A 24,517-nucleotide genomic window follows, 5' to 3' on the forward strand; every position below is an offset into this window, starting at 1 on the left:
CTAGCCTGCACGAAGTCTGCCGAGGAAAACATCAAGCTTGGCACAAAGATCATCCGACAGCTGCTGCAGGTTGCCGGACGCCGAGACAACTCCCTGCGAATAACCGGCGTTGGTTTCAGCAAGCTCCCGAACATTGCGGATTGAGCCGGAAACCTGCACAACATCCTGTGCCGTTCGCGAAGCATTGCCGGCGATCTCCTGTGTTGCAGCTTCCTGCTCCTCGATCGCCGCAGAGATAGCCACAGAAGACTGCTTGACCTCCGTGATGGAGCTGTTGATCCGCGCGATGGCCTCCACAGTGTCATCCGTTGCTCCGACAACCGCAGAAATCTGTGCCGTAATGCGCTCCGTCGCGCTCGCTGTCTGGCTCGCAAGGCCCTTGACTTCAGAGGCCACGACAGCAAAACCCTTGCCCGCATCCCCCGCGCGTGCGGCCTCGATGGTTGCGTTAAGGGCCAGAAGGTTGGTTTGCTCGGCAATGTCTGTAATCAGTCCGACAACATCGGAGATCTCGTTGACCAGCCCCGAAAGACTGTCAACCTTGCCGGATGCTTCGGTCGACAGATCGGCCGCGGCCTCGGATTCACTGGTTGCCTGGGAAACCTGTCGCGCAATTTCACCAACAGATGCTGTCATCTCTTCCGAAGCAGAAGCAACGGCATCAACATTGCGGGAAATACTGTCTGCCGCACTGGTCGCATCATTGGAGCTGTCTTCAACTCCCCTGGCGGAACCCGACATGCTTTCAGCCGTTGCCTGCAATTGCGCCACAGCCTGAGTCACGGCCTCCACAATCTGTCCGACTTCACGCTCGAAAGTGCTCGCGACCTCTTCAAGCTCTGCTTTCCGGTCCTGCCCGGCCTGAACTTCCATATCACGCTGGCGTGCGGCAGCGGCCTCCACTTCGCGTGCAGAGGCATTGGCCTGCTCAATGGCAGTGTCAGCCTCATCCAGGGATTCAACCATCTTCCTTGCGGCCAGCAACAGGACTGCGGCCTCAATCACCAGAATAACCGCATGCAGAAGCACACGTGCAATCTGGGAATCATCCGCCGGAAAGACCCAGGCCGGAACGAAAAGCGCAAGACCGAGGTGATGGACAGCAACCACAGCCGTTGCAATGACAAAAACCTGCCAATTCAGAAGACTGGACAGAATGGCCATGGCTGCAAAGAAATACATGTGCATATCGATCTGCCACTCATGCCCGCGGAAGCTGTAGACCAGCAGACTGACCAGCATCATCAGGGAAACCGCGATCAGATAGCTGACCAGTTCCGAATTTGCTTTCATTTTCCAGACCAGTCCCGGAACAGCTGCGAAGACAACAGCAACGCCGGTTGCCCCCAAGGTCGCATTGCCTGCGAACTGGCTGGCAATCCAGACAACGGGAACATGTACGGCAAGGTAAATGAGCAAGGAGCGAATGTTCTTTTCGCGAATACTCTCTTTGGTCATTCTCATCTGATTTTCCTTACGTGAGACGCCCCAGACAAGAGGCGATCCGATCGACTTCAACAACAAAAAGAGCACCGGTTGCATCGGCAATGCGCTCCGGCTCAATTGTGTCAAAAACACCAATCACAACATTTTCAAAGCGCCCGTGCCGCAGGACATAGCCCCCGGCATTGATAACGCTGGCAAAGGTTTCTTCACTGTGATGATGGAAGGGAAAAACAAGTGCAACAGCCTGCCCCTTTCGGGATGGCGCTGTGAACTGGACCAGGCCCAGCAAGAGCAAAGCCACCAGAAAGAAGGCAGCTGTACTGACAAGGGGATGGCGCTCTGCGCGATTGATCAGGCTCGACATTCGGCTATATCCACACACTTATTTAGCCTGATAAAGGTGTAGATTATTTGCCTTAAAAATCCCTTAAAAAACTGTGGTGAAATATTACAATAATAATCACCACAGTCTGCAGGGAAAGATCCTCTAGCCCGGTCTTTGCAGCTGGAAACGATCCGTTGTACGGCAATAGTCAGAGGCTGACAGACGACCAATCAGATTGTGTTCACCAGTGTCAATGCGCAAGGGATCAAGCGAGGAAACAATCCGGTCCTGCAGATGGAAATGGATCACTTCGCCGATAACAATGCTGCCACCACCAGCCAGATCAACCGTTTGCAACAGCTTGCATTCCATTGAAACCGGGGACGCCTCGATACGGGGTGCCGCGACTTCAAGAGAGGGAATGCTCTTCAACCCCGCTTCATCCAGTTCATTGACCTCCGGCGCCAGGGTGGCCGCACAGGCATTCATCTGGTCAGCCAGGGGTTCATCCACCAGATTGACCACGAACTCGCGCGTTTCAATGATGTTCGCAGGTGTGTCCTTGTAAGCTCCATCCGGTCTGGGTTCGATACCCATTGCGACAACAGGCGGCTTGCTGCCCATTGCGTTGAAAAAGGAAAAGGGTGCCGCATTGGGAACACCCTCGGCAGAGACCGTTGTTACCAGCGCAATCGGACGCGGCAGAACAGTGGCAGCCAGCAGGCGATAGGCCTCTGCCCCACTCAGATCTTTGGATGCAAAATGCATGGAAATTCAATCCTGAAGAAAGCAATCAGAAGGTGAAGAATAGAGCATAACAAAAAATTAACCAAACAGATCATTGTTAAAGTTTGTTGAGTCACAAACCCGTAATGAACGTTATGGTATTACATTCCGGCTTTTCAGCAAAAAACAGAAAACAAAAAAAAACGCTATCAAATCTCTAACGTCAGGAATAACCCAATGAACGAGAAATCCTTGCACGACTTGTCCTGGGACGAGTTCGACGAACATCGCGACCCCCGCCCGGCCGAAAACGGTTTTGACCAGGTGGTGGAAAACGCGATCTCACGCCGTGGCTTTATCGGCAGCGTTCTGGCTTTCGGCTCCGGAGCCGCTGTTTTCGGTTCGGGCCTGCTGAACAGCACCAGCGCCCTGGCTCATGCACACGGCACCTTCCCGTTTGAACCCATCGGCACCGCAACAGATTTTGATGTTCACGTTCCCGACGGCTACAAGTGGAAAACACTGGTCCGCTGGGGCGACCCCCTGTTCTCCTCTGCAAGGGACGCCTACTCTGCTGACAACGGTGTCTCCACGGATATGTCCGACAAGGTGTTCGGTGAAAACACAGACGGCATGGAACTTTTCGTTGTGGACGGCAAACAGCTGATCACAGTGAACTCCGAGTACGTAAACCCGAAAATCAACCTGCCGGCTGCATCCGAAGGCACGCCGCGCAATGGTGATGAGGTCAGGCTTCTCAAGAACCTGCAGGGCGTGACCGTGATGGAAGTTGCCGACAGGGGCAACGGCTTCGAAGTTGTCCTCGACAGCCCGTACAACCGCCGGATCACTCACGAAACACAGATGACCATGGACGGTCCTGCAGCAGGTTCAGACTTTGTCAAAACCAATGCCGACCCGGAAGGCCTTTCACCGAAAGGCACCATGAACAACTGCGGGTCCGGCAAGACCCTCTGGGGCACCTATCTGACCTGCGAGGAAAACTTCAATGGCTATTTCGGCTCCACAGTCGAAAAGGAGCAGACACCGGGCGAAAAGCGTTATGGCATCAAGGGCGAAAGTCGCTATGCCTACGAAAAGTTTGACGCGCGATACGACCTGTCCAAAGAACCAAACGAACCGCACCGTCACGGCTGGATTACGGAAATCAACCCCGCAGATCCGAACAGCACACCCGTAAAACACACAGCACTCGGCCGCTTCAAACACGAAAACGCCGAAATGGTTCAGGCCAAGGACGGCCGCATTGTTGTTTACATGGGCGACGACGAACGGGGCGAGTTCATGTACAGGTACGTTTCCAGCAAGAGCTGGTCCGAAGGTCAGCCGACAGATGGCCTGCTGTCCGACGGCACACTCTATGTCGCCAGGTTCAACGATGACCAGAGCGGGGAATGGCTGGCACTGACACCGGAAACAACAGGCATGACGATCGAGGAAATCCTCGTGTTCTCACGCATGGCTGCTTCCAAAGTTGGCGCAACCACAATGGATCGTCCGGAGTGGATCGCCGCAAACCCGCTGAAGGCCGAAGCCTATTGCGCACTGACCAACAACAAGAACCGCGGCAAGAAACCGAACGCCGGTGGGGATGACACCTCTGCAAATGGTCCGAACCCGCGCAATGCCAACAACTACGGCCAGATCGTTCGCTGGGTTCCAGCAAATGAAGACCATGGCGCCGCCACCTTCAAGTGGGACTCTACGTCATGGCTGGCAACCCGAACGTGCACAGCGATGCCTATGCCGGCTCCAAAAACGTGACAACCGGCAACATGTTCAACTCTCCTGACGGCATGGCCTTCGACAGCACGGGCCTGCTGTGGATCCAGACTGACGGGAACGACAGCAACGAAGGTGATTTTGCCGGAATGGGCAACAACCAGATGCTGGTCGGCAACCCCGAAACCGGAGAAATTGGCCGCTTCATGACCGTTCCAAACGGTGCGGAAGTGACCGGCCTGTGCTGGTCTGCGGACAAGAAGGTCGCTTTCGTCGGCATTCAGCACCCCGGTGGCAGCTGGCCTGACGGCAACGGCAAACCACGTTCTTCTGTCATCACAGTGTGGCGCGAGGACGGCAAGACTGTCGGCTAAACCGGGCTTTTCCGGATCTGGCTCTGCAAAAAACGGTGCTGCAAAAACTGCGGCACCGTTTTTTCGTCTTCGCAACCTTTCCAGTCCGGAAAAGTTCAGATCTCTTCCATGGAAGCATAGTCCGGCAAGGCCTGAATGCGCTCAATCCAGGTTCTGATCCCCTCGAAATCACGAAGATTGAAGCCACCTTCATGGGCGACATGCGTATAGGCATAAAGGGCCACATCCGCAATGGTCATGCTCTCCCCGACCAGCCAGCGGGTGTGCAAAAGCTGTGATTCCATGATCCCCAGTGCCTTGTATCCCTTTTCCAGACAGGTTTCATATTCTGCCACACGGTCTTCAGGCATGTCCTGATAGAGCTTGATAAAACGCGCGACAGCAATTTTCGGCTCGTGGGAATACTGTTCAAAAAACAGCCAGGAATAAAGCTGCGCCTTCTCGAACGGGTCCTGCGGTACCAGATCGGTCCCATCGGCCAGATAACCCAGAATGGCATTGGACTCGCTCAGACAGCGCCCGTCATCCAGTTCGATCAGGGGAATTTTCCCGTTGGGGTTTTTGCAGAGAAATTCAGGTGTGTGGGTTTCGCCCTTGAGGATATCAATATCAACCCATTCGTAGGATCGTCCCAGCAGTTTGAGCAGCAGACCGATCTTGTAACAGTTGCCGGATCGCTTATCACCATAGACCTTCATGACAGAGCTCCCTGTGATTCTGCGGCTCTTTTTGCGAGCCTCTCCTGTTTTTCAATCGCTTGACAATAGCACCATAGCCCCCAAAGTAACAGATGCTTTCAGGTTGCTGTCCAGACAGGAGGATCAGATCATGGCTTCTTCCCTTCCGCTCTCTTCACAGGCCACCGCTGTTTTCGGCGCGCTGGTTGCCGATGCGGCCACAATGGGGCTGCACTGGCTCTACGATCCCGAGCGCATCCAGAAAATCCGGGACCGGAACGGTGGCACGACAGCCTTCATTCCGCCGCTGGCTGAAAACTTTGAAGACACCAGCGGATACTTCGCCCACGGCAATCGTCACAACGGCATGTCCACACAGTATGGTGAATGCCTCGCCCTGATGCTGGATCATCTCTGTCGTCATGACGGCAAGCTGGAGGTTGCGGAATACCAGACAGCCTTTGCAGCCTATTTTGGCGCAGGCGGATCTTACAGAGGCTATATTGATCGACCGACCTCCGGCACGCTGAGCAATCTGGCAAGGGGGCAGCGCACGCCCTCCGGCATTGACGATGATCAACATCCCGCCATTTCCACCCTGCCTGCCCTTGTTGCCGCCTATCACGGAACAGCGGAACTGGAACAGGCTGTCTCCGATGCCATGCAGGTGACCAATGTCAATGAAACAGCATCCGAATACGGAGCCATTTTCACCCGCCTCCTGACAAAAGTCCTGCAGGGGAATGATCTGTTACAGGCCATGCAGGACGAAGCCGCAGCGGCGACCGGCGAAACAGGCGAAAAGCTCCGCGATGCCCTGGAGACGCCGGAACAAAGCTCGATCACTTACGGGGAAATCACCGGGCGGGCCTGTCACCTGCCCATGAGTGTGCCACTGATGTTCCACATTTTGCGCCACGGCCCTGACTTCAGTGAAGCCATCGAGCTGAACACACGCTGCGGTGGCGACAATGCCGGGCGCGCCATCATGATCGGGGCCCTGCTCGGGGCAAAGTACGGCCTGGATCCGGACAGGGGCATTCCCCTGGACTGGTCACTGAAAACACTGCATGGATCATTCCTCTGGCAACAGTGTCTCTGGCTGGGTCACCGGGCTTCACAAGGCCAGTGATCCACCGTGAACTGTAACAGGAGAAGCCTCGCTCCCTGCGAGGCTTTTTTTATACAAGTCCTTCAAATCAAAGTTGTTTTCAAAAGCGAAAAAGTCTCACACACTTTTAACGAGCAGAAATATTTCTTTTTTGTTACAATAATGTTGCAATTCGATTTTTTGTAAGATATATTACAAAAATGAACTCCGCTGTAAGATTCTGCTCAACCCTCACCTGAAACAGCAAAGAGTACCGAACGCAAACGCCTGAAACGAACAGCAAACCCCAAGGAGGAAGCCTTTAATGGCTATCATAGATTTCCTGATCAATCTCTTCGCAGCCACAATCCTGCTGCTCTTTGCTGTTCGAATGGTACAAAACGGGATTGAGAAGAGCTTCGGTTCCTCCTTCAAGCAGGCAATGACCACCAAAGGCACACCGCTGCGGTCCTCGATCAGCGGTCTGGGTCTTGCCATGGTTCTGCAAAGTTCAACGGCTGTTATCCTGCTCGCAACCGGCTTCGCAACCGCAGGAGCCATCACCATTGCCTCCGGTCTTGCCATTGCCCTCGGGGCCGATCTGGGCTCCGCTCTGGTTATCCAGATCCTCTCCTTCCGTCTGGAATGGCTGACACCGGTTCTGATTGCACTGGGGGGCTGGCTTTATGTGAAGACCTCCGGCAAGCAGACGCGAAACGCAGGACGTATCATTCTTGGCATCGGCTTTATTCTGCTGTCCCTGCGCTTCCTGCGGGAGACCATGGACCCGATCCGCGAGAGCGCGTTCCTCCCGGCAATTGCCGGTTATTTGTCCAACGACTTCGTCACAGCCTTTCTGGTTGGTGCCATGCTGGCCTTCATCATGCACTCCAGTGTCGCCACCATTCTCATGTGTGTCACACTGGTTGCCATTGATGCCCTGCCACTGGATGTCGGCGTTTCCATGGTGCTGGGTGCGAACCTTGGCAGCGGCCTGATCCCGGTCTGGCTGAGCCGCGGTACACAGATCGAGGCCCGTCTGATCCCCTACAGCAATCTGATCCTCCGCGGAAGCTGGGCCTTTATCACCCTCCTGCTGGTTCAGGCCCTGCCGATTGTCGATCTCATCAGCACAAAATCCGCCGGGCAGACACTGGTCAACCTGCACGTCCTGTTCAACGCCTCCCTGCTGCTGGCCCTGCCGTTCTGTGGCCGGATCGAGAAACTGATCAACAGTATTGTCAACGGCAACAAGCAGCCGGAGCTGAACCTCAAGAGCAGCCTGAGCCTGCTGGAAAGTGCCGAAGGCGCGCTGTCCCTGCCATCGGAACAGGCCTTCACCGGCCTGAAGCGCGAGCTGTTGCGCATGACAGACCAGGTGGAAAACATGTTCCGCCCCATTATGGTGCTCTACGAGAACGGCGACACCAAAAGCATTGCGGAACTCCAGAAGCTGGATGACAGTGTCAATGACTCGCTGGATGACATCCGCTCATTCTGTGCGGCCTTTGCGCGCAAGGATCTGGAACGCGAGGAGCGCAAGGAGCTGCAGGGCTATCTGGATTACGCCATTTCACTCGAAACAGCCGGCGACATCATTGCAAAACGCCTCCTGCCACTGGCCGAGAAAAAACTGCTGAAGAACATTGACTTTTCCCGCGAGGGCTGGGTCGAGCTCCGCGACCTTCACAAGCAGGTTTCAGCCACAGCAACCATGGCCTCCAGCATTCTCATGAATGATGACCTTGAAAGCGCGCGCAAACTGGTTGCGCACAAGAGCAAGGTCAAAAAGCTGGAACGCAAGAGCCGCAAAAAACACCTCCAACGCCTGTCTTCCGGTGATTCCACCAGTTTCCGCAGCAGTGATATCCACCTGGAAACCCTGCGCGGTCTTGAAGATTTCAATGCCCAGCTTTCAACTGTGGCCTACCCCATCCTTGCTCGCAACGGACACTTGCTGGATACGCGACTGACTTCCCGTGACGAGCAAATTGCCAGGGTCGTTGAAATGTAAGTTTCAACAGTCCTGACGTCTGTGCCTCGCCCCTGAAAGCTACAACTTTCAGGGGCTTTTTTTCGCTGAAATCTCCTCTTTGACAAAAACCGACTCTTTTGGTCGGGAAAAGACTTGAAATAAATCAGGACAATCAACAAATTCAAATCCATTATCACCTGGAAATCAGGTAAGCTGCCGCACACAGAAAAGCCTGTGTGTTGCTGCTTTATAATTCAACGCGCGTTAGGAACAGGGTCATTTCATGAAACAGGCCACTCAAGACTTCTTTGCCAAACCGACAGCACCGGGCATTCTGCTCTGTCTGGCAGCCGTACTGGCCATGGTGGCCGAAAACTCCGCCTTGTCCAGCCTCTACGCCTCCTTCAAGGATATACCCGTCGTTCTGAAATTCGGCGCCTTTGAAATCAACAAGCCGTTGCTGCTGTGGATCAACGATGGCCTGATGGCGATTTTTTTCCTGCTTGTCGGCCTTGAAATCAAACGGGAAATGCTCGAAGGACACCTCTCCAAACCCTCACAGGTTGTCCTGCCCACAATTGCAGCCATCGGCGGTCTGGCCGTCCCCGCATTGATCTATGCCTACTTCAACTGGAACACAGGCGGGACCATTGACGGCTGGGCCATTCCCTCTGCAACGGACATTGCCTTTGCCCTTGGTGTGATGCTGCTGATGGGGGATCGCATTCCCCCTGCGCTGAAGGTCTGTCTGGTTGCCATTGCGATCATTGACGACCTTGCCGCCATTGTGATTATCGCACTCTTTTACACGGCTGACACCTCCCTGCTGGCCCTCGGTCTGGCCTTCGCAGGTCTGGCCGTTGCCGTGGTGATGAACCTGCGCGGCGTCACACGCCTTGGCCCCTATGTTGTCGTTGGTCTCTTTATCTGGGCCTGCGTTCTGAAATCCGGTGTTCACGCCACACTGGCCGGTGTCGCACTGGGTCTTGTCATTCCCCTGCGCGCCCAGGACGAGCACGATGAAGCGCCCCTGAAAGTGATGGAACACGCTCTCCATCCCTGGGTTTCCTTCCTCGTCATCCCGGTCTTCGCCTTCGCAAACGCCGGTGTGTCCCTTGCGGGTCTGTCGGTGGAAACCTTCACACAGCCCATTACACTTGGCATCATGCTGGGACTTTTCTTTGGCAAGCAGATCGGCGTCATGCTGGTGACAATCGTCGCAACAAGCCTGAAGATCTGCCAGCTTCCGGATGGCACCAGCTGGCCGCAGTATTATGGCATGGCGCTCCTGACCGGTATCGGCTTTACCATGTCCCTCTTTATCGGAACCCTGGCCTTTACCGATATTGAGCATGCCTCAGCGGTTCGCCTTGGTGTTCTGGCAGGCTCACTGCTTTCCACCCTGGCCGGTGTCACAGTTCTGCTGCTGACAACGAAAAAGGGCACCTATGCCGCAGTTGGTGGCGATCAGGCCAAGGCCGAAACAGCCTGAAGCCGGGATCTCCCTTCATGGAAAAAGCGGTTTTCCTCCGGGAAGGCCGCTTTTTTTGGATCACCTCTCAAGCAAATTTGATCAGGACTTTCCTTTCAAAATCCGGCAGGGCATCCTAGTTTCAGAAAGACGGGACAATCAGCACGTTTGAAAACAGAGGCCCCATGACACAGGAAATTCTTGTCGCAACCGACAAAACACAATGGAAATTCTATCAGGATGCCCATGAATTCTGGCGTTGGACGCAGCTTTCAGCAGACGGGAAAATCGTTGATTCCTCCCCGGAAGGCTATCCCGAACGCCGGGACTGCGATGCCTGCGCGCAAAAACACGGCTTTGTTCAAAAGTAGACCGGACCACAGGGCCGGACAGCATCCCTGTCTTGCCCGCTCCCAACAGGGAAAATTAAAACAAAAATCGTTTTTTCTTTTTTTATTCAATAACATTTCCTCAAAATGAGTTTTATTTTCTTCTGATCTGACTCCCTCCATAACGTTGCCAGACGCACATTTTCACAAAGAGGCTCTGGTATGTTTAACTCTTCTGTTTCAAGGTCCCGTTTGTTCCGCTCCACCGTTTTCGGCCTTGCAGGCCTGCTGTCCATGGCAGGCACCGCCCAGGCCGGAGGCCATGAAAAAGGCGAACACGCCGATCAGTTCTATCTTTCTGTTTTCGGTGGAGCAAGCTTTGCACAGGATCTGGATTATGATGGCCAGGTCGGTGGCAATCCGCAAACCGTAGACACTGATCTGGATAATGACTTTGTCTTTGGTGGCGCGATTGGTTACGATTTCAACTCTGTACAGTACGGCGTTTTTTCCCCGCGTCTGGAACTGGAACTGAGCTATCGCGAGCATGACACGGACGGCATCAACTTTTCCGGAAACGGTGCCGGTCCGGACAACGATCTCGGCGGAGACATCGGTCTGACCACCCTGCTCACCAACGCCTATCTGGACATCACCGCCTTTGAAGAGCATTCGATCACGCCGTTTGTCGGTGTCGGTCTGGGAGTTGCCTTTATTGACCAGAACGTTGTCTATGCTCCCAATGCCGCAACAACACCTGTCATTGATCTCGGCGACAGTGACGAAGTCTTCGCTGCACAGTTTATCGCAGGCGTGGACTACGCCTTTACAGACCATATCTCGCTCTATTCCGATGTGCGTTATCTGGTCACAGACGAGTTTGAATCAGACCGGATCAACCAGACTGCCGGGGTAAACACAGGCAATCTGGAAGAGCGTTTCAGTTCCACCAGCATCAACATCGGTCTGCGTTACAGCTTCTGATCTGTTATAATACCCGAAAAGTGACACAGCACTTTCAGCAGAAACAGCATTAAAAGCAGAGGGGAGAGCACCCCACCCCAAGGCTCTCACTCCCCCAACAGCCGTCCATCCACGGCTGCGAAAAGGGCGCGCCAGCTTCCTCCATCCTGGAACTGGCACGCCCTTTTCACCAATCCGGAAAAGGCACCTCCCGGAGGTGCCTTTTTTGCATCTCCACGCCCAATGCTCCAAGCCATTCAAAGCGATAGCGCTCGCTACGCCCTGATGTCCGACAACAGCTTTTCCACACCCGGAGCGCCTTTACAACCGCATCCCTGATGCGCCTGTTCGAAAAAACCGTGAAAGCAGAACAACCGCTCTGGAAGCCGGTTGACTGTTCCCTTTGAAATTGCCCTGAAATAAAAATCGAGCAAAATAAGGGCTGAAAAAGCGCACCCCGACAACAATAAGAACACAAAGCCGGACCATAACCGGACATCATCCACCCGCCGGATCACATTCCGGTCACCGGAACAGCACCGCACACGGAACAGAAACGAAACCGTTAAAATGACGACAACCAATATTGTTATGGTCACAACACTTTTTGCCACCCTGTGGATTTTAATCTGTCGCAATCCTCGGCATTCCTGCCGGTGACTGATCCTCTTTCCGAGAGATACAAAAAGGGGCACCACAAGGATGCCCCTTTTTCTGTTTCATCCTGAAAGCGCAGGCGTGATCAGATGTATCCGGACTCGCGCAGATAGGCGATGACCTGATCGGCCAGTTCCTCGGCTGTTCTGCTCCCGGCATCCAGACGGATTTCGGAATTGCGCGGCGCTTCATAGTCGGAATCAATACCGGTGAAATTCTTGATCTCCCCGGCACGGGCCTTTTTGTAAAGCCCCTTGGGATCGCGATCTTCGCAGACAGACAGCGGCGCATCGACAAAGACTTCAATGAACTCGCCTTCATCCATCAGCGCACGCGCCATCTGACGCTCGGAACGGAACGGGGAAATAAAGGACACCAGCGTGACCAGACCCGCATCGGCAAAGAGCTTCGCGGTCTCGGAAACACGACGGATGTTCTCGACACGGTCTGCGTCGGTAAAGCCCAGGTCCTTGTTCAGGCCGTGGCGCACATTGTCACCATCCAGCGTGTAGGTGTGACGACCGAGCGCGAAGAGCTTCTTCTCGACAAGGTTGGCCACTGTGGACTTGCCGGCACCGGACAGTCCGGTGAACCACAGAACAGCAGGTTTTTGGCCTTTTTGCTCTGCGCGTTTGGACTTGTTCACATCCATTTCGTGCCAGGTGATGTTGTCCGCCCGGCGCAGGCCATAGTGGATCATCCCCGCACCAATGGTCTGATTGGTGAAACGGTCAATCAGAATAAAGCCGCCTGTTGTACGGTTTCCTGTATAGGGATCAAAGGGAATGCCGCGATCAAGGCTCAGGTTACACACCCCGACCTCGTTCAGTTCCAGTGTCTTTCCGGCCAGTTCTTCAAGCGTGTTGACATTCACCTTGTGGTGCAGGTCAGTCACAACGGAATGAACCGTGTTGGCCGCTGACTTGAGCAGATAGGTCCGTCCCGGAAGCATGGCATCCTCGCTCATCCACAGGACAGTCGCACGCAACTGGTCACTGTGATCGGGCTTTTCCTCTGTCTTCGCCAGAACATCACCACGGCTGATATCGATTTCATCCCTGAGTGTCAGGGTCACAGACTGCCCCGCCACCGCAACACCCAGATCGCCATCAAAGGTTACGATACGTTCGACAATCGAGCTTTTGCCGGATGGCGCAACCATAATGCTGTCGCCCGGGCGAATGCGACCGGAGGCAATGGTTCCCGAGAAACCGCGGAAATCCAGGTTCGGACGATTGACCCACTGGACCGGCATGCGGAAAGGCTGCTCGTTGATATCACTGGAGACATCGACGGTTTCCAGCCACTCCATCAGGCTGGGACCATCGAACCAGTTCAGGTTTTCACTTCTGCTGGTGATATTGTCACCCTTGAGCGCCGAAATCGGAACAAAGTTCACGCCCTCAAGACCCAGTTTCTGTGCAAAGTCCTGATATTCTGCAACGATTTCCTCAAAGCGCTCCTGACTGTATTCCACCAGATCCATCTTGTTGATCACAACAGTGATGTGGCGAATACCCAGCAGGTTCACAATGTAGCTGTGGCGGCGCGTCTGCACCTGCACACCATGGCGGGCATCGACCAGGATCAGCGCGGCCTGTGCATTGGAGGCACCGGTGGCCATGTTGCGTGTGTACTGCTCGTGTCCGGGTGTGTCCGCGACAATGAACTTGCGCTTGTCGGTCGAGAAGAAGCGATAGGCCACATCAATCGTAATGCCCTGTTCGCGTTCTGCTGCCAGACCGTCAACCAGCAGGGCAAAGTCAATATCCCCGCCCTGTGTCCCGACCTTCTTGCTGTCACTTTCAAGCGCAGCCAGCTGATCTTCAAAGATCAGTTTGGAATCATAGAGCAAACGCCCGATCAGTGTTGACTTTCCATCATCCACGGATCCGCAGGTGATAAAGCGCAGCAGCGACTTTTCTTCCTGTGCCTTCAGATAACCGAGAATGTCCTCGGCAATGAGATCGTCTTTATGGGCCATTAGAAGTAGCCCTCCTGCTTTTTCTTTTCCATGGAGCCGGCCTGATCGTGATCGATAACACGACCCTGGCGCTCTGATGTTGTGGTCAGGAGCATTTCCTGAATAACTTCCGGCAGGGTTGCCGCTGTTGATTCGACCGCACCGGTCAACGGATAGCAGCCCAGTGTGCGGAAGCGCACAGACTTCATCACCGGCTCTTCGCCCTGTTGCAGTGGCAGCCGGTCATCGTCCACCATGATCAGGGCGCCATCGCGCTCGACAACAGGGCGCTCTTTCGCAAAATAGAGCGGCACCATCGGAATGTTTTCCAGATAGATGTATTGCCAGATATCCAGCTCGGTCCAGTTGGACAGTGGGAAGGCACGGATTGATTCACCCGGTTTCACACGTGCATTGTAAGTGTTCCAAAGCTCGGGGCGCTGATTCTTCGGATCCCAGCGGTGGTTTTCTGAACGGAAGGAGAAAATGCGCTCCTTCGCACGGGATTTTTCCTCGTCCCGTCGCGCACCGCCGAAGGCAGCATCAAACTTGTACTTTGAAAGCGCCTGCTTCAATGCCTCGGTCTTCATGATATCCGTATAGAGGGCAGAGCCATGGGAAAAGGGTGTCACTCCGTCGCGCACGCCATCCTGATTGGTGTGCACAATCAGGTCAAACCCGTAATCCTTTGCAATCTGGTCACGGAACTCGATCATCTCGCGAAACTTGAAGGTCGTGTCCACATGCATCAGCGGAAAGGGAGGCTTTGACGGATAGAAAGCCTTGCTCGCCAGATGCAGCATCACCGAAGAGTCTTTCCCGATGGAATAGAGCATTACGGGATTGTCGAATTCAGCAGCCACCTCACGAATGATGTGAATGCTCTCCGCCTCCAATTGGCGCAGGTGCGTCAGTCTTGGGTCGCTCACCGCGATCTCCTGATTATCAAAGGGGGCATTGCACTGATCTGTCTGATGTCACTTTTAGTGAAAGACGCCAGCAAAGCAAACAGTTCTGCCCGAAAAATCCGAAAGGTTATAACCGTCAATCTAATCACTTTTCACACACTGACAAGAGCAATAATTATCAGAATCGACAAAAAGTGCTGTTTTTTGTGTTGATCATATTTTTAAACATTTTTTTAATGTTATTAATGATCACAACAGAACAATCCAGATATTTTTTATGTTTACAATAACTTAATAAGAGTTTTTGCTCTTGCATACACCGAGAAAATGGGTGCGCAATGGCACACAAGACTCCACTATTTCACACTGGATTTCCGCAAAATTATTCAACACAAATTTTTGCGGAATAACTTTTTGCATTCAAAGGCAAGGTTACTCACTGATGATTTTGCGATAGAAATCCAGATAGGCCTGAACCGTTTTTTCCTTTGTGAACTCGTTCTGATACCGCGCCCATCCGTTTTGGGACAGACGCTCTTTCAGAGCCGGATCACCATCCAGCCGCGCAATGGCGCGGACAATGGCATCCTGATCATCAATCGGTGTGACCAGTCCGTCTTCTCCATCGCGGACAAACTGACGGGGACCATCGGCATCACTGACCACCACAGGTGTTTTCTGCGCCCAGGCCTGAACAAAGACAGTGCCGAAAGGTTCATCGCGGGAGGTAAAGGTACAGATATCACAGGCCTGCAAAAGAGCCGCGCGATCATCCCGCCACCCCAGAAGCTTCACACGATCGGAAACACCAAGACGCCCGATCAGGCTTTCGAGTTTTTCGCGATCCGGCCCCTCTCCGGCAATCCACAGATGAACATGCTCCGGCATTTTGCCAACCGCCTCGATCAGGGTATCAAAGGCCTTGTCATCATGCAGGCGACCAAGCCCCAGCAGAACTGTCGCATCATCGGGGGTCTCCAGATCCCGTCTCAGAACAGGAACAGGTGCGTCCTCGGTTTCCGCAAAGTTGTTGATATGCACAACATGATCCTGCGGATTGCCCTCGCCAATGATGTAGCTCTTGATATCGGGCGTAATGGCAACGAAGTATTCCATCGTCCGGAAATACTTCATTTTGTAGTAATTCCCCAAACGCGCGACAGTGCGGTACGGTTTGTCCCCGGATCCCGGCTTCCATTTCGGGGTTTTCCACGCGCCCCTGGACAGCCAAGTCTGAACGATATCAGGCTGGAAAGCCTTGATAATACGCCCGATGGCCCAGGGGGTATAGAGATCAATGGCACCTCCGAAAGGAAGCGTATGCACCTTGAGACCAGCCTCTTCAAGGCGCGGAACACGGCCATCATTTGCACGCGTGACAACCTCGACAATCTGCCCTGCCTCTGCCATGGCAATACACATGTCAACAAAGGCAATCTCTGCCCCGCCATGCTTGTTTCCGGCCATGACCTGAAGAATACGCAAAGGTTGGGTTTCTGTCGGCATCTCGTGTTCTGTCTTCACTGTTCTTTCAATCTGTCTCCACGCGCCGATCCTGTCAAAAACTCCATGCAGGTCCTGAAAAGCCGGACAGGGAAGCGGAAAAGCGGCAAAGGTCTTTTCTGTGTAACACCTCTGACAAACAAGGGAAATCCCAAAACCTCCGGAAACGTCACAGAAAGAACCGGAGAAGGAGAAGAAGCAGCAAAAGGGAAAAGGCGTCACAAAACAGGCCTTCTGCCGGACTGCAAGCCACGCTGCCGGATCTGACGCCCCTTTTTCCCGTGATCCCTCTACGGCTGTATGGAAAAGACTTGGCTCGGAAGGCCTGTAACGCTACAAAAGCGGCAACAAGCTGTCAGACCTGACAGACATTCCAAGACAAAGGATCATGACCATGGGTTTCAATTGCGGCATTGTTGGTCTGCCAAACGTGGGAAAGTCCACGCTTTTCAACGCCCTGACTGAGACAGCAGCTGCCGAGGCTGCGAACTACCCTTTCTGTACAATCGAACCAAACGTCGGCCGTGTTTCTGTTCCCGACCCGCGCCTTGACAGGATTGCTGCCCTGGCGAGTTCGCAAAAGATCATCCCGACACAACTCGAGTTCGTCGACATCGCCGGTCTGGTTCGCGGTGCCTCCAAGGGCGAAGGCATGGGCAACGAGTTTCTCGGCAACATCCGCTCTGTTGATGCGATTGTTCACGTCCTGCGCTGCTTCGATGGCGAGGTCACTCACGTTGACGGCTCTGTCGATCCAATCCGCGATGCCGAAACTGTCGAAACAGAACTGATGATTGCCGATCTGGACTCTGTTGAGCGTCAGATCCAGACCAACACCAAAAAAGCGCGTGGCAACGACAAGGAAGCCAAGGCAAAGCTGGCCGTTCTGGAAAAGGTTGCCGCCGTTCTGCAGGAAGGCCAACCCGCCCGCACACTGGATATCGCCAGCGATGAACGCGAGATCTTTGACCAGTTGCAACTGCTGTCGGCCAAGCCGGTTCTCTATGTTGCAAACGTCGAGGAAGACAACGCCGCAACCGGCAATGACTATTCCAAACGCGTGACCGAAATGGCAGAAGCTGCGGGCGGCAAGTGCGTCTTTATTTCTGCTGCTATCGAAGCTGAAGTGGCATCCCTTTCCGACGACGAGGAAAAGCAGATGTTCCTGTCCGACCTCGGTCTGGAAGAAACCGGCCTCGCCCGTGTTATTCGGGCCGGGTACGAACTGCTTGGCCTGCTGACCTTCTTTACAGTGGGACCAAAGGAAGCGCGTGCCTGGACTGTTGAAGTCGGTGCCTCCGCACCAAACTGTGCGGGCGTTATCCACACCGACTTTGAACGCGGCTTTATCCGCGCCGAAACCATCGCCTATGATGACTACATCACCTGCAACGGCGAACAGGGGGCCAAGGACGCTGGCAAGATGCGCGCAGAAGGCAAGGAATACATTGCCCAGGATGGTGACATTTTCCACTTCCGCTTCAACGTATAGGCCTTTCAGACAACCGGAACAAAAGGGCGGCCTGCGGGTTGCCCTTTTTCTTTTGCCCAAAGCGCCTTATGCTCCCGACAGGGAATAAAAAGAGGCAAAGGTTATGAACAGTATCAACAGTGTCCCGGTCCTTGAAACGGAGCGCCTCGTTCTGCGCGGACATCAAATCAGCGACTTTGAAGATGTTGCCGCCCTCTGGGCTGACCCGCAGGTTGTTGAAAGGATCAGCGGAAGACCATCAACGGCTGAAGAAAGCTGGTCCCGCCTGCTGCGCTATACAGGACACTGGATACAGCTGGGCTATGGCTACTGGGTTGTTACAGACAAACAAAACCGGTCTTTCCTCGGCGAAATCGGTTTTGCAAACTACAGACGACAAATGTCTCCCCCGCTGGGAAACACACCCGAAGCAGGCTGGGCCCTGAAATCTGCAGCGCACGGAAAGGGCTACGCAACCGAAGCCGTTCAGGCCATCCTCAACTGGGCAGACACAACGCTGGAGCACGACAGAACGGTCTGTATCATGTCTCCCTCCAACACCGCATCCCTCTCCGTCGCACGCAAGGTTGGTTACGGCAATCCACAGGAAGCAAGCTACAAAGGCGAAAACATCCTGATGTTCGAGAGACTGAAACCCTGATGCTCAAGGTCACAAACAGCATAATTCTGCAGGACGAGGAGCTGGAGGAAAAGTTCATCCGCTCTGCCGGGCCGGGCGGACAGAATGTCAACAAGGTCGCAACAGCAGTTCAGCTCCGCTTTGATGCAAAAAACTGCCCGGCGCTTTCAGAGGCTGTCTTTGCCCGCCTGCAAAAAACGGCCAGTCACCTTATGACCAGCGAAGGTGTCATTGTTCTGACCGCCAGCCAGTTTCGCACGCAGGAACGCAACCGGGAGGATGCCCGCATCCGTCTGGCAGAACTGATCCGCCAGGCCACCATCGTTCAGAAAAAACGCCGTCCGACCAAACCGACACGCGCCTCTAAAATCAGGCGGGTGGACCAAAAGAAGCAACGCAGCGCGATCAAGAAAAACCGGGGCAGAGTCGATTACTGAAGCCTTGTCCTTTCAGAGTCCGGCACCTCCCAACATATCAAAATCACTATTTATTTCCGAACATGCAAATGCAACAAGTTTTCCTTAACAGCTTTTAAGGGAAAATCCCTTTCACCTTGCATAAATACAGTCATTTATTACCGGTATCTGGAACAGGCGTCACACATATGGAAAATTCAAACACTCTGGAGATGAGCAGGTTTTCACTGAGCACCTTGCCAGAGTTGGGAGACTTCAGGGAAATACTGGATCTCTATGACAACAAACGCGGCAAGCGATTGATACCGGGGTGGGAGGATTTTGATTTTCCCGAATTCATTGGCTGGCATTCCAGAATTGCTCTTTCCAAAAGGGAAAATGACGATCTTCAGTTCCGTATTTTTGGAACGACCTTTGTCAATCTCTTTGCCAGGGATTTAACAGGACAGTTCCTCATTGCCTCCATGCCGGAAGATCAGAAAGACGCAACACGGCTCCATTTTCTGTCCCTGATGGATCGCCCCCAAATCGGGCATGCCGTCGGTCTTGTGCCGACAGAAGAAAGACGCTTTCTGAAGTTCGAAGTCCTGGACCTGCCCCTTGCCGGGTCCGATGGCACCGTGTCCCATTTCCTGCACGTCTGTCAGGCCTCGAGGCTGGCAGAGCGATCCCGATAACAAAGAAACCGGGCTGAAAGCGGGACCAAAAGGAAGCAAAGCCTCCCCACCGGAAAGCTGATGTGATTTGCCAATCCTTTCGACCAAACTCAGCGCAGCGCCGGACCACCTGAATGGATGCCTGAAGACGGGTCGCCGGACTGAAGGCAGAGTAGGACAATCAGGAGAATAAGGAGGCAATAGAAAAACATTGGTTCGTTCACTGGCTTGCTTTACTGTTCACAAACAAGATTAATAGGAGTGCTCTTTGTGAATAAGACGCTCTTTTTTGAACTCACTGTCCCGAAACAAGAACAATGAACGAACCACTGGAAAAAATGGCAATCTTCGCAGCCATTGCAGAACACGGCAGTTTTACCGGTGCAGCACAGGCTCTGGGGCGTTCGAAATCCCATGTCTCAGCCTCTCTGTCCCGCCTTGAGGAAGAGCTGGGTCTGCAGTTGATGCACCGCACCACACGAAGTCTTTCACTGACCGAAGCCGGGAAGGTCTACCTGAAGCACTGTCAGGAACTGGTGCGTTCAGCCGCTGAGGGACGACAGGCCATCCGCTCCCTGCAGGAAGAAATGGTCGGACATATTTCCATCAGCGCCTCGCCTTCCTTTGGCGAGACACACGTCTACCCCCTGCTGTCAGCCTTCAAGGAACTCTATCCGCAAGTCACCATCAATCTGGATCAGTCAGACGGTCTGGTTGATCTCAAAAGCGGCGATTTCGATCTGGCCTTTCGCGGTGGGCGTGTTGTCAATCCGGATCGCGGCGGGCACGGACTTGACCCCGATCTTGTCGCCATCCCCCTGGTCAAGGGACACATGATTGTTGTCGCAACTCCGGATTATCTGGCTGCAGAGGGAACACCGCACCACCCCGATGACCTGCGCCACCACAACTGCATCGGAACAGATTTCGAGGTCAACAATCTGGGATGGCCCTTCCTGATCGACGGAGAGATCAAACGCCGGACAGTCCCTTGCGACTTTACCGTTCAGCGCAATTCACTCATTAAGATCCGCACGCTTCAAAGTCACGGTATCGGCTGGATGCCATCCTACATTCTGGACAGGGAACTGCGGGCGGGGGAACTGGTTCTCCTGCTGACAGACTACCAGTCCCCTCCCTTTGATATTTATCTGACCTATGCCTATCAAAAGGTTCTGCCTCTGCGTCAGCGCCGTCTGGTGGATTTCATCAAGGCTCACTTTGCCGACATGGACACAATCGAAATCCGTTAGAGCCCCGCCACAAACCCGTGTTATCCTCTTTTGAGGCCAGAAAAGCCTGCACTGTTGATCAGCACAACACCTGCCAGTGTTGCCAGCACTCCCAACAGCACCGCAAGGCTCATGCTTTCCCCAAGAACAACAATTCCCAGCAACACTCCGATAACGGCCCGCAGATAGCTCTGGCTGGCCACACCCAGCGCCCCCAGTGTTCGCAGCAACCTGAAATAGAGCAACAGGGCAAAGCCTGTGCAGAACAGGGACAGAGCCATTACCGCAAGCAGGGCATCACGACCGGGAACAATCTTCAGGGGTTCCTCAAAAATCAAAGCCGCAGGAACCAGAACCACAACAGCACAAAACATGGTTCCTGTCGCCACAACCAGAGCACTTGAATGAACGAGGCGACGCCCGAAAAGAGCAGCGCCTCCATAAAGCATTGCACCGGCCAGACAGGCCAGCTGACCGGCCACCTCCTGCCCCAGCCCTCTGAAGACATCGATACCGACCACAAAAGACACACCTGCCAATCCCAGAGCGGCCCCCAGCACTTTCATCCCGGAGACCGGCTCATGCCGCGTTACCAGTGCAGTGAACAGCAACACAAAGACGGGTGAGGTTGAGTTCAAAACCGATGCGAGCCCGGCATCCACAAACTGCTGCCCCCAGGCAAGGACCGTCCAGGCTCCGATCGCGTTCAGAAAGGCCTGCACCATCAGCCGCCTCCAGGAGAGCAGATCTCCCGGCAAACGCTCTGATCGCCAGCGCATGGTCACATAAAGAAAACAAAAGGCTCCAAGAACCCTCAGGGCAATAAGCGTCAAGGGAGGGAAATCCGTCAGGGCAATCCTGATCAGCAGATAGGAACTCCCCCACAAAAATGCGAGCAGGAGCAGAAGCATCAGCTCACGACAGGCGACAGCCTCTCCTTTCATTTCTCCAGCCTCCCCTGCCTGTGGACCGTCTGACTGTCCTGTGGGGCCTGCGCCCTCTCGGTCATCCCGTAATCCCGCACGACAGAGGCGACCCGGATACGATAATCATCAAAGACGCTGTCCCGCCCTGCGGACTGGGCCGCACGGTGCCGGGTCAGATTTCGCCATTGCTCCAGCGCGCTTTCATCCCTGAAAAAGGACAGGGACAGAAGCTTTTCCTCATCAACAAGGCTCTGAAAGCGCTCAACGGAAATAAAACCGTCAATTTCCTGAAGCAATGGCTTCAGTCCGGCAGCCAGCGCAAGGTAATCCCCCTTGCGCCCGGGCTTTGGCCTCACTTCAAAGATCACTGCAATCATGGTTTGATCACCGCGCTGTGGGGACCGGATGCGAGCTTCAGGAAGGTCCGGTCCTCACGCAGCAAAAACTTCTCCCTTTTGGCGAAGTGATAGTTTTCCTGTCCAAGGGGATCATCCATCAGCCGTTGCCTGTATGCCTCATAGGCGGCCAGGCTTTCGATGGTGTAAACGCCATAGGCCAGCGTCGAAGACCCCTCGTGCGGTGCGAAGTAGCCGATCAGATCCGCGCCACAGCGTGGAATGGCCTGTCCCCAGTTGCGGGCATACTGTTCAAACTGTTCCCTTTTCGCCGGATCGATGTGATAGCGGATAAAACAGGTGATCATGGTTCTTTTCCTTTCTTTGGCTTCACTCCCCGTCAGCTTTAGCATGTTGCATTGCGCAGATGCTTCGCTTAACATCGAACTATGAAAGAAGGACCAGATATCTCCATCCTCGGCGCCCTGATCGGCGATCCCGCCCGCGCCAACATGCTCATCGCCCTGATGAGCGGCAAGGCCCTGACAGCCTCGGAACTGGCCAGTGAAGCCGGTGTGACTCGTCAGACAGCAAGCGCCCATTTGCAAAAGCTCGAAAGCGCCCAGCTCATCCGCAAGATGAAACAGGGGCGGCACAAATACTTTGCCCTTGCCGATGATGATATCGGCTCTGTTCTGGAAGCCCTCATGGGGCTGGCAGCCAAGCGCGGGCTCATTCGCACCCGCACAGGCCCCAGAGACCCCGCCCTTCGAAAGGCGCGGATTTGCTATGACCATCTGGCTGGTGATCTTGCCGTCGAACTCTATGACCTGATGCTCTCCCGCGATTTCCTCCGGCAGGAAGGCGAGGAACTTGTTCTCTGCAATGACGGCGAAGCCTTTTTCTCGGGACTGGGATTTGACCTGGCCCGGCTGCAAACATCGCGCCGTCCTCTGTGCAAGGGCTGTCTGGACTGGAGCGCCCGCCGCAACCACCTTGCCGGATCACTGGGGGCCGCCTTGCTGGATCACTGCTATGCACAAGGCTGGGCCAAACGGGAAGACGGCAGCCGGATCATTACCTTCACCCCGTCAGGTGAACAGAAACTGCTGGACTGCTTTCGCAACTGAAGTCCAGAATTGCTCCCCATCTGCTTATAAAAAATCAAAACAGGGATACAGGCCTCATGGAAACCATTCGTCTTTCCTCCGCGACCGACACCAGACCACAGGACAGATTAACCGTCGGAGTGGCGCAGATCGCACCGGTCTGGCTGGATCGAAACGCAACACTGCAAAAAGTTGAAGAGGCCGTAAAACAGGCTGCCGCAGAAGGCTGTCAGCTTGTGGTTTTTGGCGAGGCCCTGGTTCCCGGATATCCCTTCTGGGTCGAACTGACAGATGGCGCGCGCTTTAACGATGAAAAGCAAAAAGCTCTTTATGCCCACTATCTGGATCAGGGTGTTTCGATCACAGACAGGTCCGGCGCGCAGGACAGCACGGACGGCGGTGATCTTGCCCCTCTTTGCGCACTGGCAAAACAGCACGGACTTGCCATCTATCTGGGCGTGATGGAGCGCGCAGCAGATCGCAGCGGGCACAGCCTCTACTGTTCACTGGTTTACATTGACCGGAACGGCAGGATCGGCTCGGTTCACCGCAAGCTGCAACCCACCTACGAGGAACGCCTTGTGTGGGCACAGGGTGACGGGCACGGCCTGCGGGTGCATGATCTGCCTCCCTTCACCGTGGGCGGACTGAACTGCTTTGAAAACTGGATGCCCCTTTCCCGCGCAGCACTCTATGCCCAGGGTGAGGACCTTCACGTCAGTGTCTGGCCCGGCGGCCTGCACAACACCTTCGACCTGCCCGGTTTCCTCGCCAAGGAATCCCGCAGCTACATCATTGCCAGCTGCGGACTGATGCGACCGGAGGACATACCGGCCAACATGCCCTGTCGCGAGGAAATCCTTTCCCACGACAAGGCTTTTTTCGGCAATGGTGGCAGCACTATCGCAGCCCCTGATGGCAGTTTTCTGATCGATCCCGTGATTGAAAGGGAGGCCCTGATCGTCGCAGACCTCGACCACGCCCTCGTCCGCCGGGAACGCCAGAACTTTGATCCCGCCGGACATTACTCCCGCCCGGATATCACGCAGCTTCAGGTCAACCGCACCCGCCAGTCGATCGCAAAATTCGAGGATTGACCCAAAGGAAAAGCCCCGTCCTGAAGAACGGGGCTTTTGTTCGAACAGCACAAAAACTAGTCGAATTGTGGCAGAAGAGAACCGCCCCTGACAAAAGGTGCGCGGAAACCCTTCCCGATGAAATAGTAAAGCCCCTGATCCTTGTCCTCGACAATATCAAGACAGCCCCATTTTTCCTTGTTCCACAGACCTGTCCAGCTGGAACAATACTGACCGTTTTTGATCTCGTAACGCCCCTCGGCCAGCGTTTCATGCCCTTCGCTCACCCAGAGCGTCAAACCGGATTTGGAAAAATACTGACGGGTTTCCTTGCCGTAGTGAATTCCCTTGATCGTCTGCCCGACAAAAAGCTCACGGATTTGAGATTCGGACAGCTTGGTTTCCTTTGCAGCAGCAGGTGCAGCAAAAGCCAGTGACAGCAACACACCCAGAACAATCTTCTTCATGACAATCCCCCATGGAATGGTTTAACCCTTTTTCTCATA

General features: G+C 54.3%; 23 protein-coding genes and 1 pseudogene. 13 read left to right on the top strand and 11 right to left on the bottom strand.

All coding sequences use genetic code 11. The features are described 5' to 3' along the window. The 3 genes from AAAH10_RS07145 to AAAH10_RS07155 form a co-directional block, all read right to left on the bottom strand. Entirely contained in the window at nucleotides 1–1,464 is a 1,464-nt protein-coding gene (locus AAAH10_RS07145) for a methyl-accepting chemotaxis protein (protein WP_343562014.1), read from the bottom strand. 10 nt (nucleotides 1,465–1,474) lie between these two features. Then, nucleotides 1,475–1,810: a hypothetical protein gene (locus AAAH10_RS07150; RefSeq protein ID WP_343562016.1), complete on the bottom strand. Its 336-nt coding sequence runs from the start codon at nucleotides 1,808–1,810 to the stop codon at nucleotides 1,475–1,477. 123 nt (nucleotides 1,811–1,933) lie between these two features. Next, a complete protein-coding gene (locus AAAH10_RS07155) occupies nucleotides 1,934–2,539 on the bottom strand; it encodes a flavin reductase family protein (protein WP_343562018.1) in 606 nt (201 codons plus the stop codon). Between the two features lie 195 nt (nucleotides 2,540–2,734). Here AAAH10_RS07155 and AAAH10_RS07160 point away from each other — a divergent pair. Further along, nucleotides 2,735–4,614, top strand: a pseudogene (locus AAAH10_RS07160) (PhoX family protein). Nucleotides 4,615–4,709: 95 nt separating this feature from the next. Here the strand turns inward: AAAH10_RS07160 and AAAH10_RS07165 are convergent. Further along, nucleotides 4,710–5,312, bottom strand: coding sequence for a glutathione S-transferase family protein (locus AAAH10_RS07165; protein ID WP_343562020.1), 603 nt, complete (start codon nucleotides 5,310–5,312; stop codon nucleotides 4,710–4,712). Nucleotides 5,313–5,442: 130 nt separating this feature from the next. On the opposite strand from AAAH10_RS07165, the gene AAAH10_RS07170 reads away from it, so the two are divergent. The 5 genes from AAAH10_RS07170 (at nucleotide 5,443) to AAAH10_RS07190 (ending at nucleotide 11,140) form a co-directional block, all read left to right on the top strand. Then, nucleotides 5,443–6,423 (top strand): ADP-ribosylglycohydrolase family protein, encoded by a 981-nt coding sequence (locus AAAH10_RS07170; protein WP_343562023.1) that lies wholly within the window; start codon nucleotides 5,443–5,445, stop codon nucleotides 6,421–6,423. Nucleotides 6,424–6,706: 283 nt separating this feature from the next. Beyond that, nucleotides 6,707–8,395, top strand: a complete 1,689-nt coding sequence (locus AAAH10_RS07175; RefSeq protein ID WP_343562025.1) for a Na/Pi cotransporter family protein — start codon at nucleotides 6,707–6,709, stop codon at nucleotides 8,393–8,395. Between the two features lie 244 nt (nucleotides 8,396–8,639). After that, nucleotides 8,640–9,848 (top strand): Na+/H+ antiporter NhaA, encoded by a 1,209-nt coding sequence (nhaA, locus tag AAAH10_RS07180; protein WP_343562027.1) that lies wholly within the window; start codon nucleotides 8,640–8,642, stop codon nucleotides 9,846–9,848. A gap of 164 nt (nucleotides 9,849–10,012) precedes the next feature. After that, nucleotides 10,013–10,198 (top strand): YegP family protein, encoded by a 186-nt coding sequence (locus AAAH10_RS07185; protein WP_343562028.1) that lies wholly within the window; start codon nucleotides 10,013–10,015, stop codon nucleotides 10,196–10,198. A 180-nt stretch (nucleotides 10,199–10,378) separates the two neighbouring features. Continuing rightward, the gene (locus AAAH10_RS07190) at nucleotides 10,379–11,140 is read left to right on the top strand and encodes an outer membrane protein (RefSeq protein ID WP_343562030.1); all 762 of its coding nucleotides are present in this window, start codon (nucleotides 10,379–10,381) and stop codon (nucleotides 11,138–11,140) included. A 721-nt stretch (nucleotides 11,141–11,861) separates the two neighbouring features. Here AAAH10_RS07190 and cysN read toward each other — a convergent pair. The 3 genes from cysN to AAAH10_RS07205 all read right to left on the bottom strand — a co-directional run bounded on the left by cysN (nucleotide 11,862) and on the right by AAAH10_RS07205 (nucleotide 16,153). Further along, nucleotides 11,862–13,760: a sulfate adenylyltransferase subunit CysN gene (gene cysN / locus AAAH10_RS07195; RefSeq protein ID WP_343562032.1), complete on the bottom strand. Its 1,899-nt coding sequence runs from the start codon at nucleotides 13,758–13,760 to the stop codon at nucleotides 11,862–11,864. Beyond that, complete coding sequence (gene cysD, locus AAAH10_RS07200; protein WP_442490264.1) at nucleotides 13,760–14,668, bottom strand: sulfate adenylyltransferase subunit CysD; 909 nt, start codon at nucleotides 14,666–14,668, stop codon at nucleotides 13,760–13,762. The genes cysN and cysD overlap by 1 nt, the downstream gene beginning before the upstream one ends. 411 nt (nucleotides 14,669–15,079) lie before the next feature. After that, nucleotides 15,080–16,153: a glycosyltransferase gene (locus AAAH10_RS07205; RefSeq protein ID WP_343562034.1), complete on the bottom strand. Its 1,074-nt coding sequence runs from the start codon at nucleotides 16,151–16,153 to the stop codon at nucleotides 15,080–15,082. A 391-nt stretch (nucleotides 16,154–16,544) separates the two neighbouring features. On the opposite strand from AAAH10_RS07205, the gene ychF reads away from it, so the two are divergent. The 5 genes from ychF (at nucleotide 16,545) to AAAH10_RS07230 (ending at nucleotide 20,586) form a co-directional block, all read left to right on the top strand. After that, nucleotides 16,545–17,642 carry a redox-regulated ATPase YchF gene (gene ychF, locus AAAH10_RS07210; RefSeq protein WP_343562482.1) on the top strand — a complete coding sequence of 366 codons (1,098 nt, stop codon included), beginning with the start codon at nucleotides 16,545–16,547 and terminating at the stop codon, nucleotides 17,640–17,642. Nucleotides 17,643–17,745: 103 nt separating this feature from the next. Next, entirely contained in the window at nucleotides 17,746–18,282 is a 537-nt protein-coding gene (locus AAAH10_RS07215) for a GNAT family N-acetyltransferase (RefSeq protein WP_343562036.1), read from the top strand. Next, nucleotides 18,282–18,698, top strand: coding sequence for an alternative ribosome rescue aminoacyl-tRNA hydrolase ArfB (gene arfB / locus AAAH10_RS07220; RefSeq protein ID WP_442490265.1), 417 nt, complete (start codon nucleotides 18,282–18,284; stop codon nucleotides 18,696–18,698). The genes AAAH10_RS07215 and arfB overlap by 1 nt, the downstream gene beginning before the upstream one ends. A gap of 167 nt (nucleotides 18,699–18,865) precedes the next feature. After that, nucleotides 18,866–19,354 (top strand): PAS domain-containing protein, encoded by a 489-nt coding sequence (locus AAAH10_RS07225; RefSeq protein WP_343562038.1) that lies wholly within the window; start codon nucleotides 18,866–18,868, stop codon nucleotides 19,352–19,354. Nucleotides 19,355–19,650: 296 nt separating this feature from the next. After that, the gene (locus AAAH10_RS07230; RefSeq protein ID WP_343562040.1) at nucleotides 19,651–20,586 is read left to right on the top strand and encodes a LysR family transcriptional regulator; all 936 of its coding nucleotides are present in this window, start codon (nucleotides 19,651–19,653) and stop codon (nucleotides 20,584–20,586) included. Between the two features lie 20 nt (nucleotides 20,587–20,606). On the opposite strand, the gene AAAH10_RS07235 is transcribed toward AAAH10_RS07230, so the two are convergent. From AAAH10_RS07235 to AAAH10_RS07245, 3 genes are read right to left on the bottom strand one after another with little or no spacing between them, the layout of a single operon-like run. Next, entirely contained in the window at nucleotides 20,607–21,509 is a 903-nt protein-coding gene (locus tag AAAH10_RS07235; RefSeq protein ID WP_343562042.1) for a DMT family transporter, read from the bottom strand. After that, entirely contained in the window at nucleotides 21,506–21,868 is a 363-nt protein-coding gene (locus tag AAAH10_RS07240; protein WP_343562044.1) for an antibiotic biosynthesis monooxygenase family protein, read from the bottom strand. The genes AAAH10_RS07235 and AAAH10_RS07240 overlap by 4 nt, the downstream gene beginning before the upstream one ends. Beyond that, nucleotides 21,865–22,194 carry an NIPSNAP family protein gene (locus AAAH10_RS07245; RefSeq protein WP_343562046.1) on the bottom strand — a complete coding sequence of 110 codons (330 nt, stop codon included), beginning with the start codon at nucleotides 22,192–22,194 and terminating at the stop codon, nucleotides 21,865–21,867. The genes AAAH10_RS07240 and AAAH10_RS07245 overlap by 4 nt, the downstream gene beginning before the upstream one ends. Nucleotides 22,195–22,275: 81 nt before the next feature. Here AAAH10_RS07245 and AAAH10_RS07250 point away from each other — a divergent pair, with 81 nt between their 5' ends. Both AAAH10_RS07250 and AAAH10_RS07255 read left to right on the top strand, forming a co-directional pair. After that, nucleotides 22,276–22,956, top strand: a complete 681-nt coding sequence (locus tag AAAH10_RS07250; protein WP_343562048.1) for a helix-turn-helix domain-containing protein — start codon at nucleotides 22,276–22,278, stop codon at nucleotides 22,954–22,956. Nucleotides 22,957–23,012: 56 nt separating this feature from the next. After that, nucleotides 23,013–24,032 (top strand): carbon-nitrogen hydrolase family protein, encoded by a 1,020-nt coding sequence (locus AAAH10_RS07255; RefSeq protein ID WP_343562050.1) that lies wholly within the window; start codon nucleotides 23,013–23,015, stop codon nucleotides 24,030–24,032. Nucleotides 24,033–24,088: 56 nt separating this feature from the next. On the opposite strand, the gene AAAH10_RS07260 is transcribed toward AAAH10_RS07255, so the two are convergent. After that, nucleotides 24,089–24,478, bottom strand: a complete 390-nt coding sequence (locus AAAH10_RS07260) for a hypothetical protein (RefSeq protein WP_343562053.1) — start codon at nucleotides 24,476–24,478, stop codon at nucleotides 24,089–24,091. Between the last annotated feature and the right edge of the window lie 39 nt (nucleotides 24,479–24,517).

The sequence above is a fragment of the Carbonatibacter coralli genome, from assembly GCF_039592655.1.
GTDB classification, from domain to species: Bacteria; Pseudomonadota; Alphaproteobacteria; order Kiloniellales; family Kiloniellaceae; genus Carbonatibacter; species Carbonatibacter coralli.

Bases quoted from the DNA above. Each gene is read 5' to 3' on its own strand.
- AAAH10_RS07145 (WP_343562014.1), bottom strand. From the start codon at position 1,464: ATGAGAATGACCAAAGAGAGTATTCGCGAAAAGAACATTCGCTCCTTG.
- AAAH10_RS07150 (WP_343562016.1), bottom strand. From the start codon at position 1,810: ATGTCGAGCCTGATCAATCGCGCAGAGCGCCATCCCCTTGTCAGTACA.
- AAAH10_RS07155 (WP_343562018.1), bottom strand. From the start codon at position 2,539: ATGCATTTTGCATCCAAAGATCTGAGTGGGGCAGAGGCCTATCGCCTG.
- AAAH10_RS07165 (WP_343562020.1), bottom strand. From the start codon at position 5,312: ATGAAGGTCTATGGTGATAAGCGATCCGGCAACTGTTACAAGATCGGT.
- AAAH10_RS07170 (WP_343562023.1), top strand. From the start codon at position 5,443: ATGGCTTCTTCCCTTCCGCTCTCTTCACAGGCCACCGCTGTTTTCGGC.
- AAAH10_RS07175 (WP_343562025.1), top strand. From the start codon at position 6,707: ATGGCTATCATAGATTTCCTGATCAATCTCTTCGCAGCCACAATCCTG.
- nhaA (WP_343562027.1), top strand. From the start codon at position 8,640: ATGAAACAGGCCACTCAAGACTTCTTTGCCAAACCGACAGCACCGGGC.
- AAAH10_RS07185 (WP_343562028.1), top strand. From the start codon at position 10,013: ATGACACAGGAAATTCTTGTCGCAACCGACAAAACACAATGGAAATTC.
- AAAH10_RS07190 (WP_343562030.1), top strand. From the start codon at position 10,379: ATGTTTAACTCTTCTGTTTCAAGGTCCCGTTTGTTCCGCTCCACCGTT.
- cysN (WP_343562032.1), bottom strand. From the start codon at position 13,760: ATGGCCCATAAAGACGATCTCATTGCCGAGGACATTCTCGGTTATCTG.
- AAAH10_RS07205 (WP_343562034.1), bottom strand. From the start codon at position 16,153: ATGCCGACAGAAACCCAACCTTTGCGTATTCTTCAGGTCATGGCCGGA.
- ychF (WP_343562482.1), top strand. From the start codon at position 16,545: ATGGGTTTCAATTGCGGCATTGTTGGTCTGCCAAACGTGGGAAAGTCC.
- AAAH10_RS07215 (WP_343562036.1), top strand. From the start codon at position 17,746: ATGAACAGTATCAACAGTGTCCCGGTCCTTGAAACGGAGCGCCTCGTT.
- arfB (WP_442490265.1), top strand. From the start codon at position 18,282: ATGCTCAAGGTCACAAACAGCATAATTCTGCAGGACGAGGAGCTGGAG.
- AAAH10_RS07225 (WP_343562038.1), top strand. From the start codon at position 18,866: ATGGAAAATTCAAACACTCTGGAGATGAGCAGGTTTTCACTGAGCACC.
- AAAH10_RS07230 (WP_343562040.1), top strand. From the start codon at position 19,651: ATGAACGAACCACTGGAAAAAATGGCAATCTTCGCAGCCATTGCAGAA.
- AAAH10_RS07235 (WP_343562042.1), bottom strand. From the start codon at position 21,509: ATGAAAGGAGAGGCTGTCGCCTGTCGTGAGCTGATGCTTCTGCTCCTG.
- AAAH10_RS07240 (WP_343562044.1), bottom strand. From the start codon at position 21,868: ATGATTGCAGTGATCTTTGAAGTGAGGCCAAAGCCCGGGCGCAAGGGG.
- AAAH10_RS07245 (WP_343562046.1), bottom strand. From the start codon at position 22,194: ATGATCACCTGTTTTATCCGCTATCACATCGATCCGGCGAAAAGGGAA.
- AAAH10_RS07250 (WP_343562048.1), top strand. From the start codon at position 22,276: ATGAAAGAAGGACCAGATATCTCCATCCTCGGCGCCCTGATCGGCGAT.
- AAAH10_RS07255 (WP_343562050.1), top strand. From the start codon at position 23,013: ATGGAAACCATTCGTCTTTCCTCCGCGACCGACACCAGACCACAGGAC.
- AAAH10_RS07260 (WP_343562053.1), bottom strand. From the start codon at position 24,478: ATGAAGAAGATTGTTCTGGGTGTGTTGCTGTCACTGGCTTTTGCTGCA.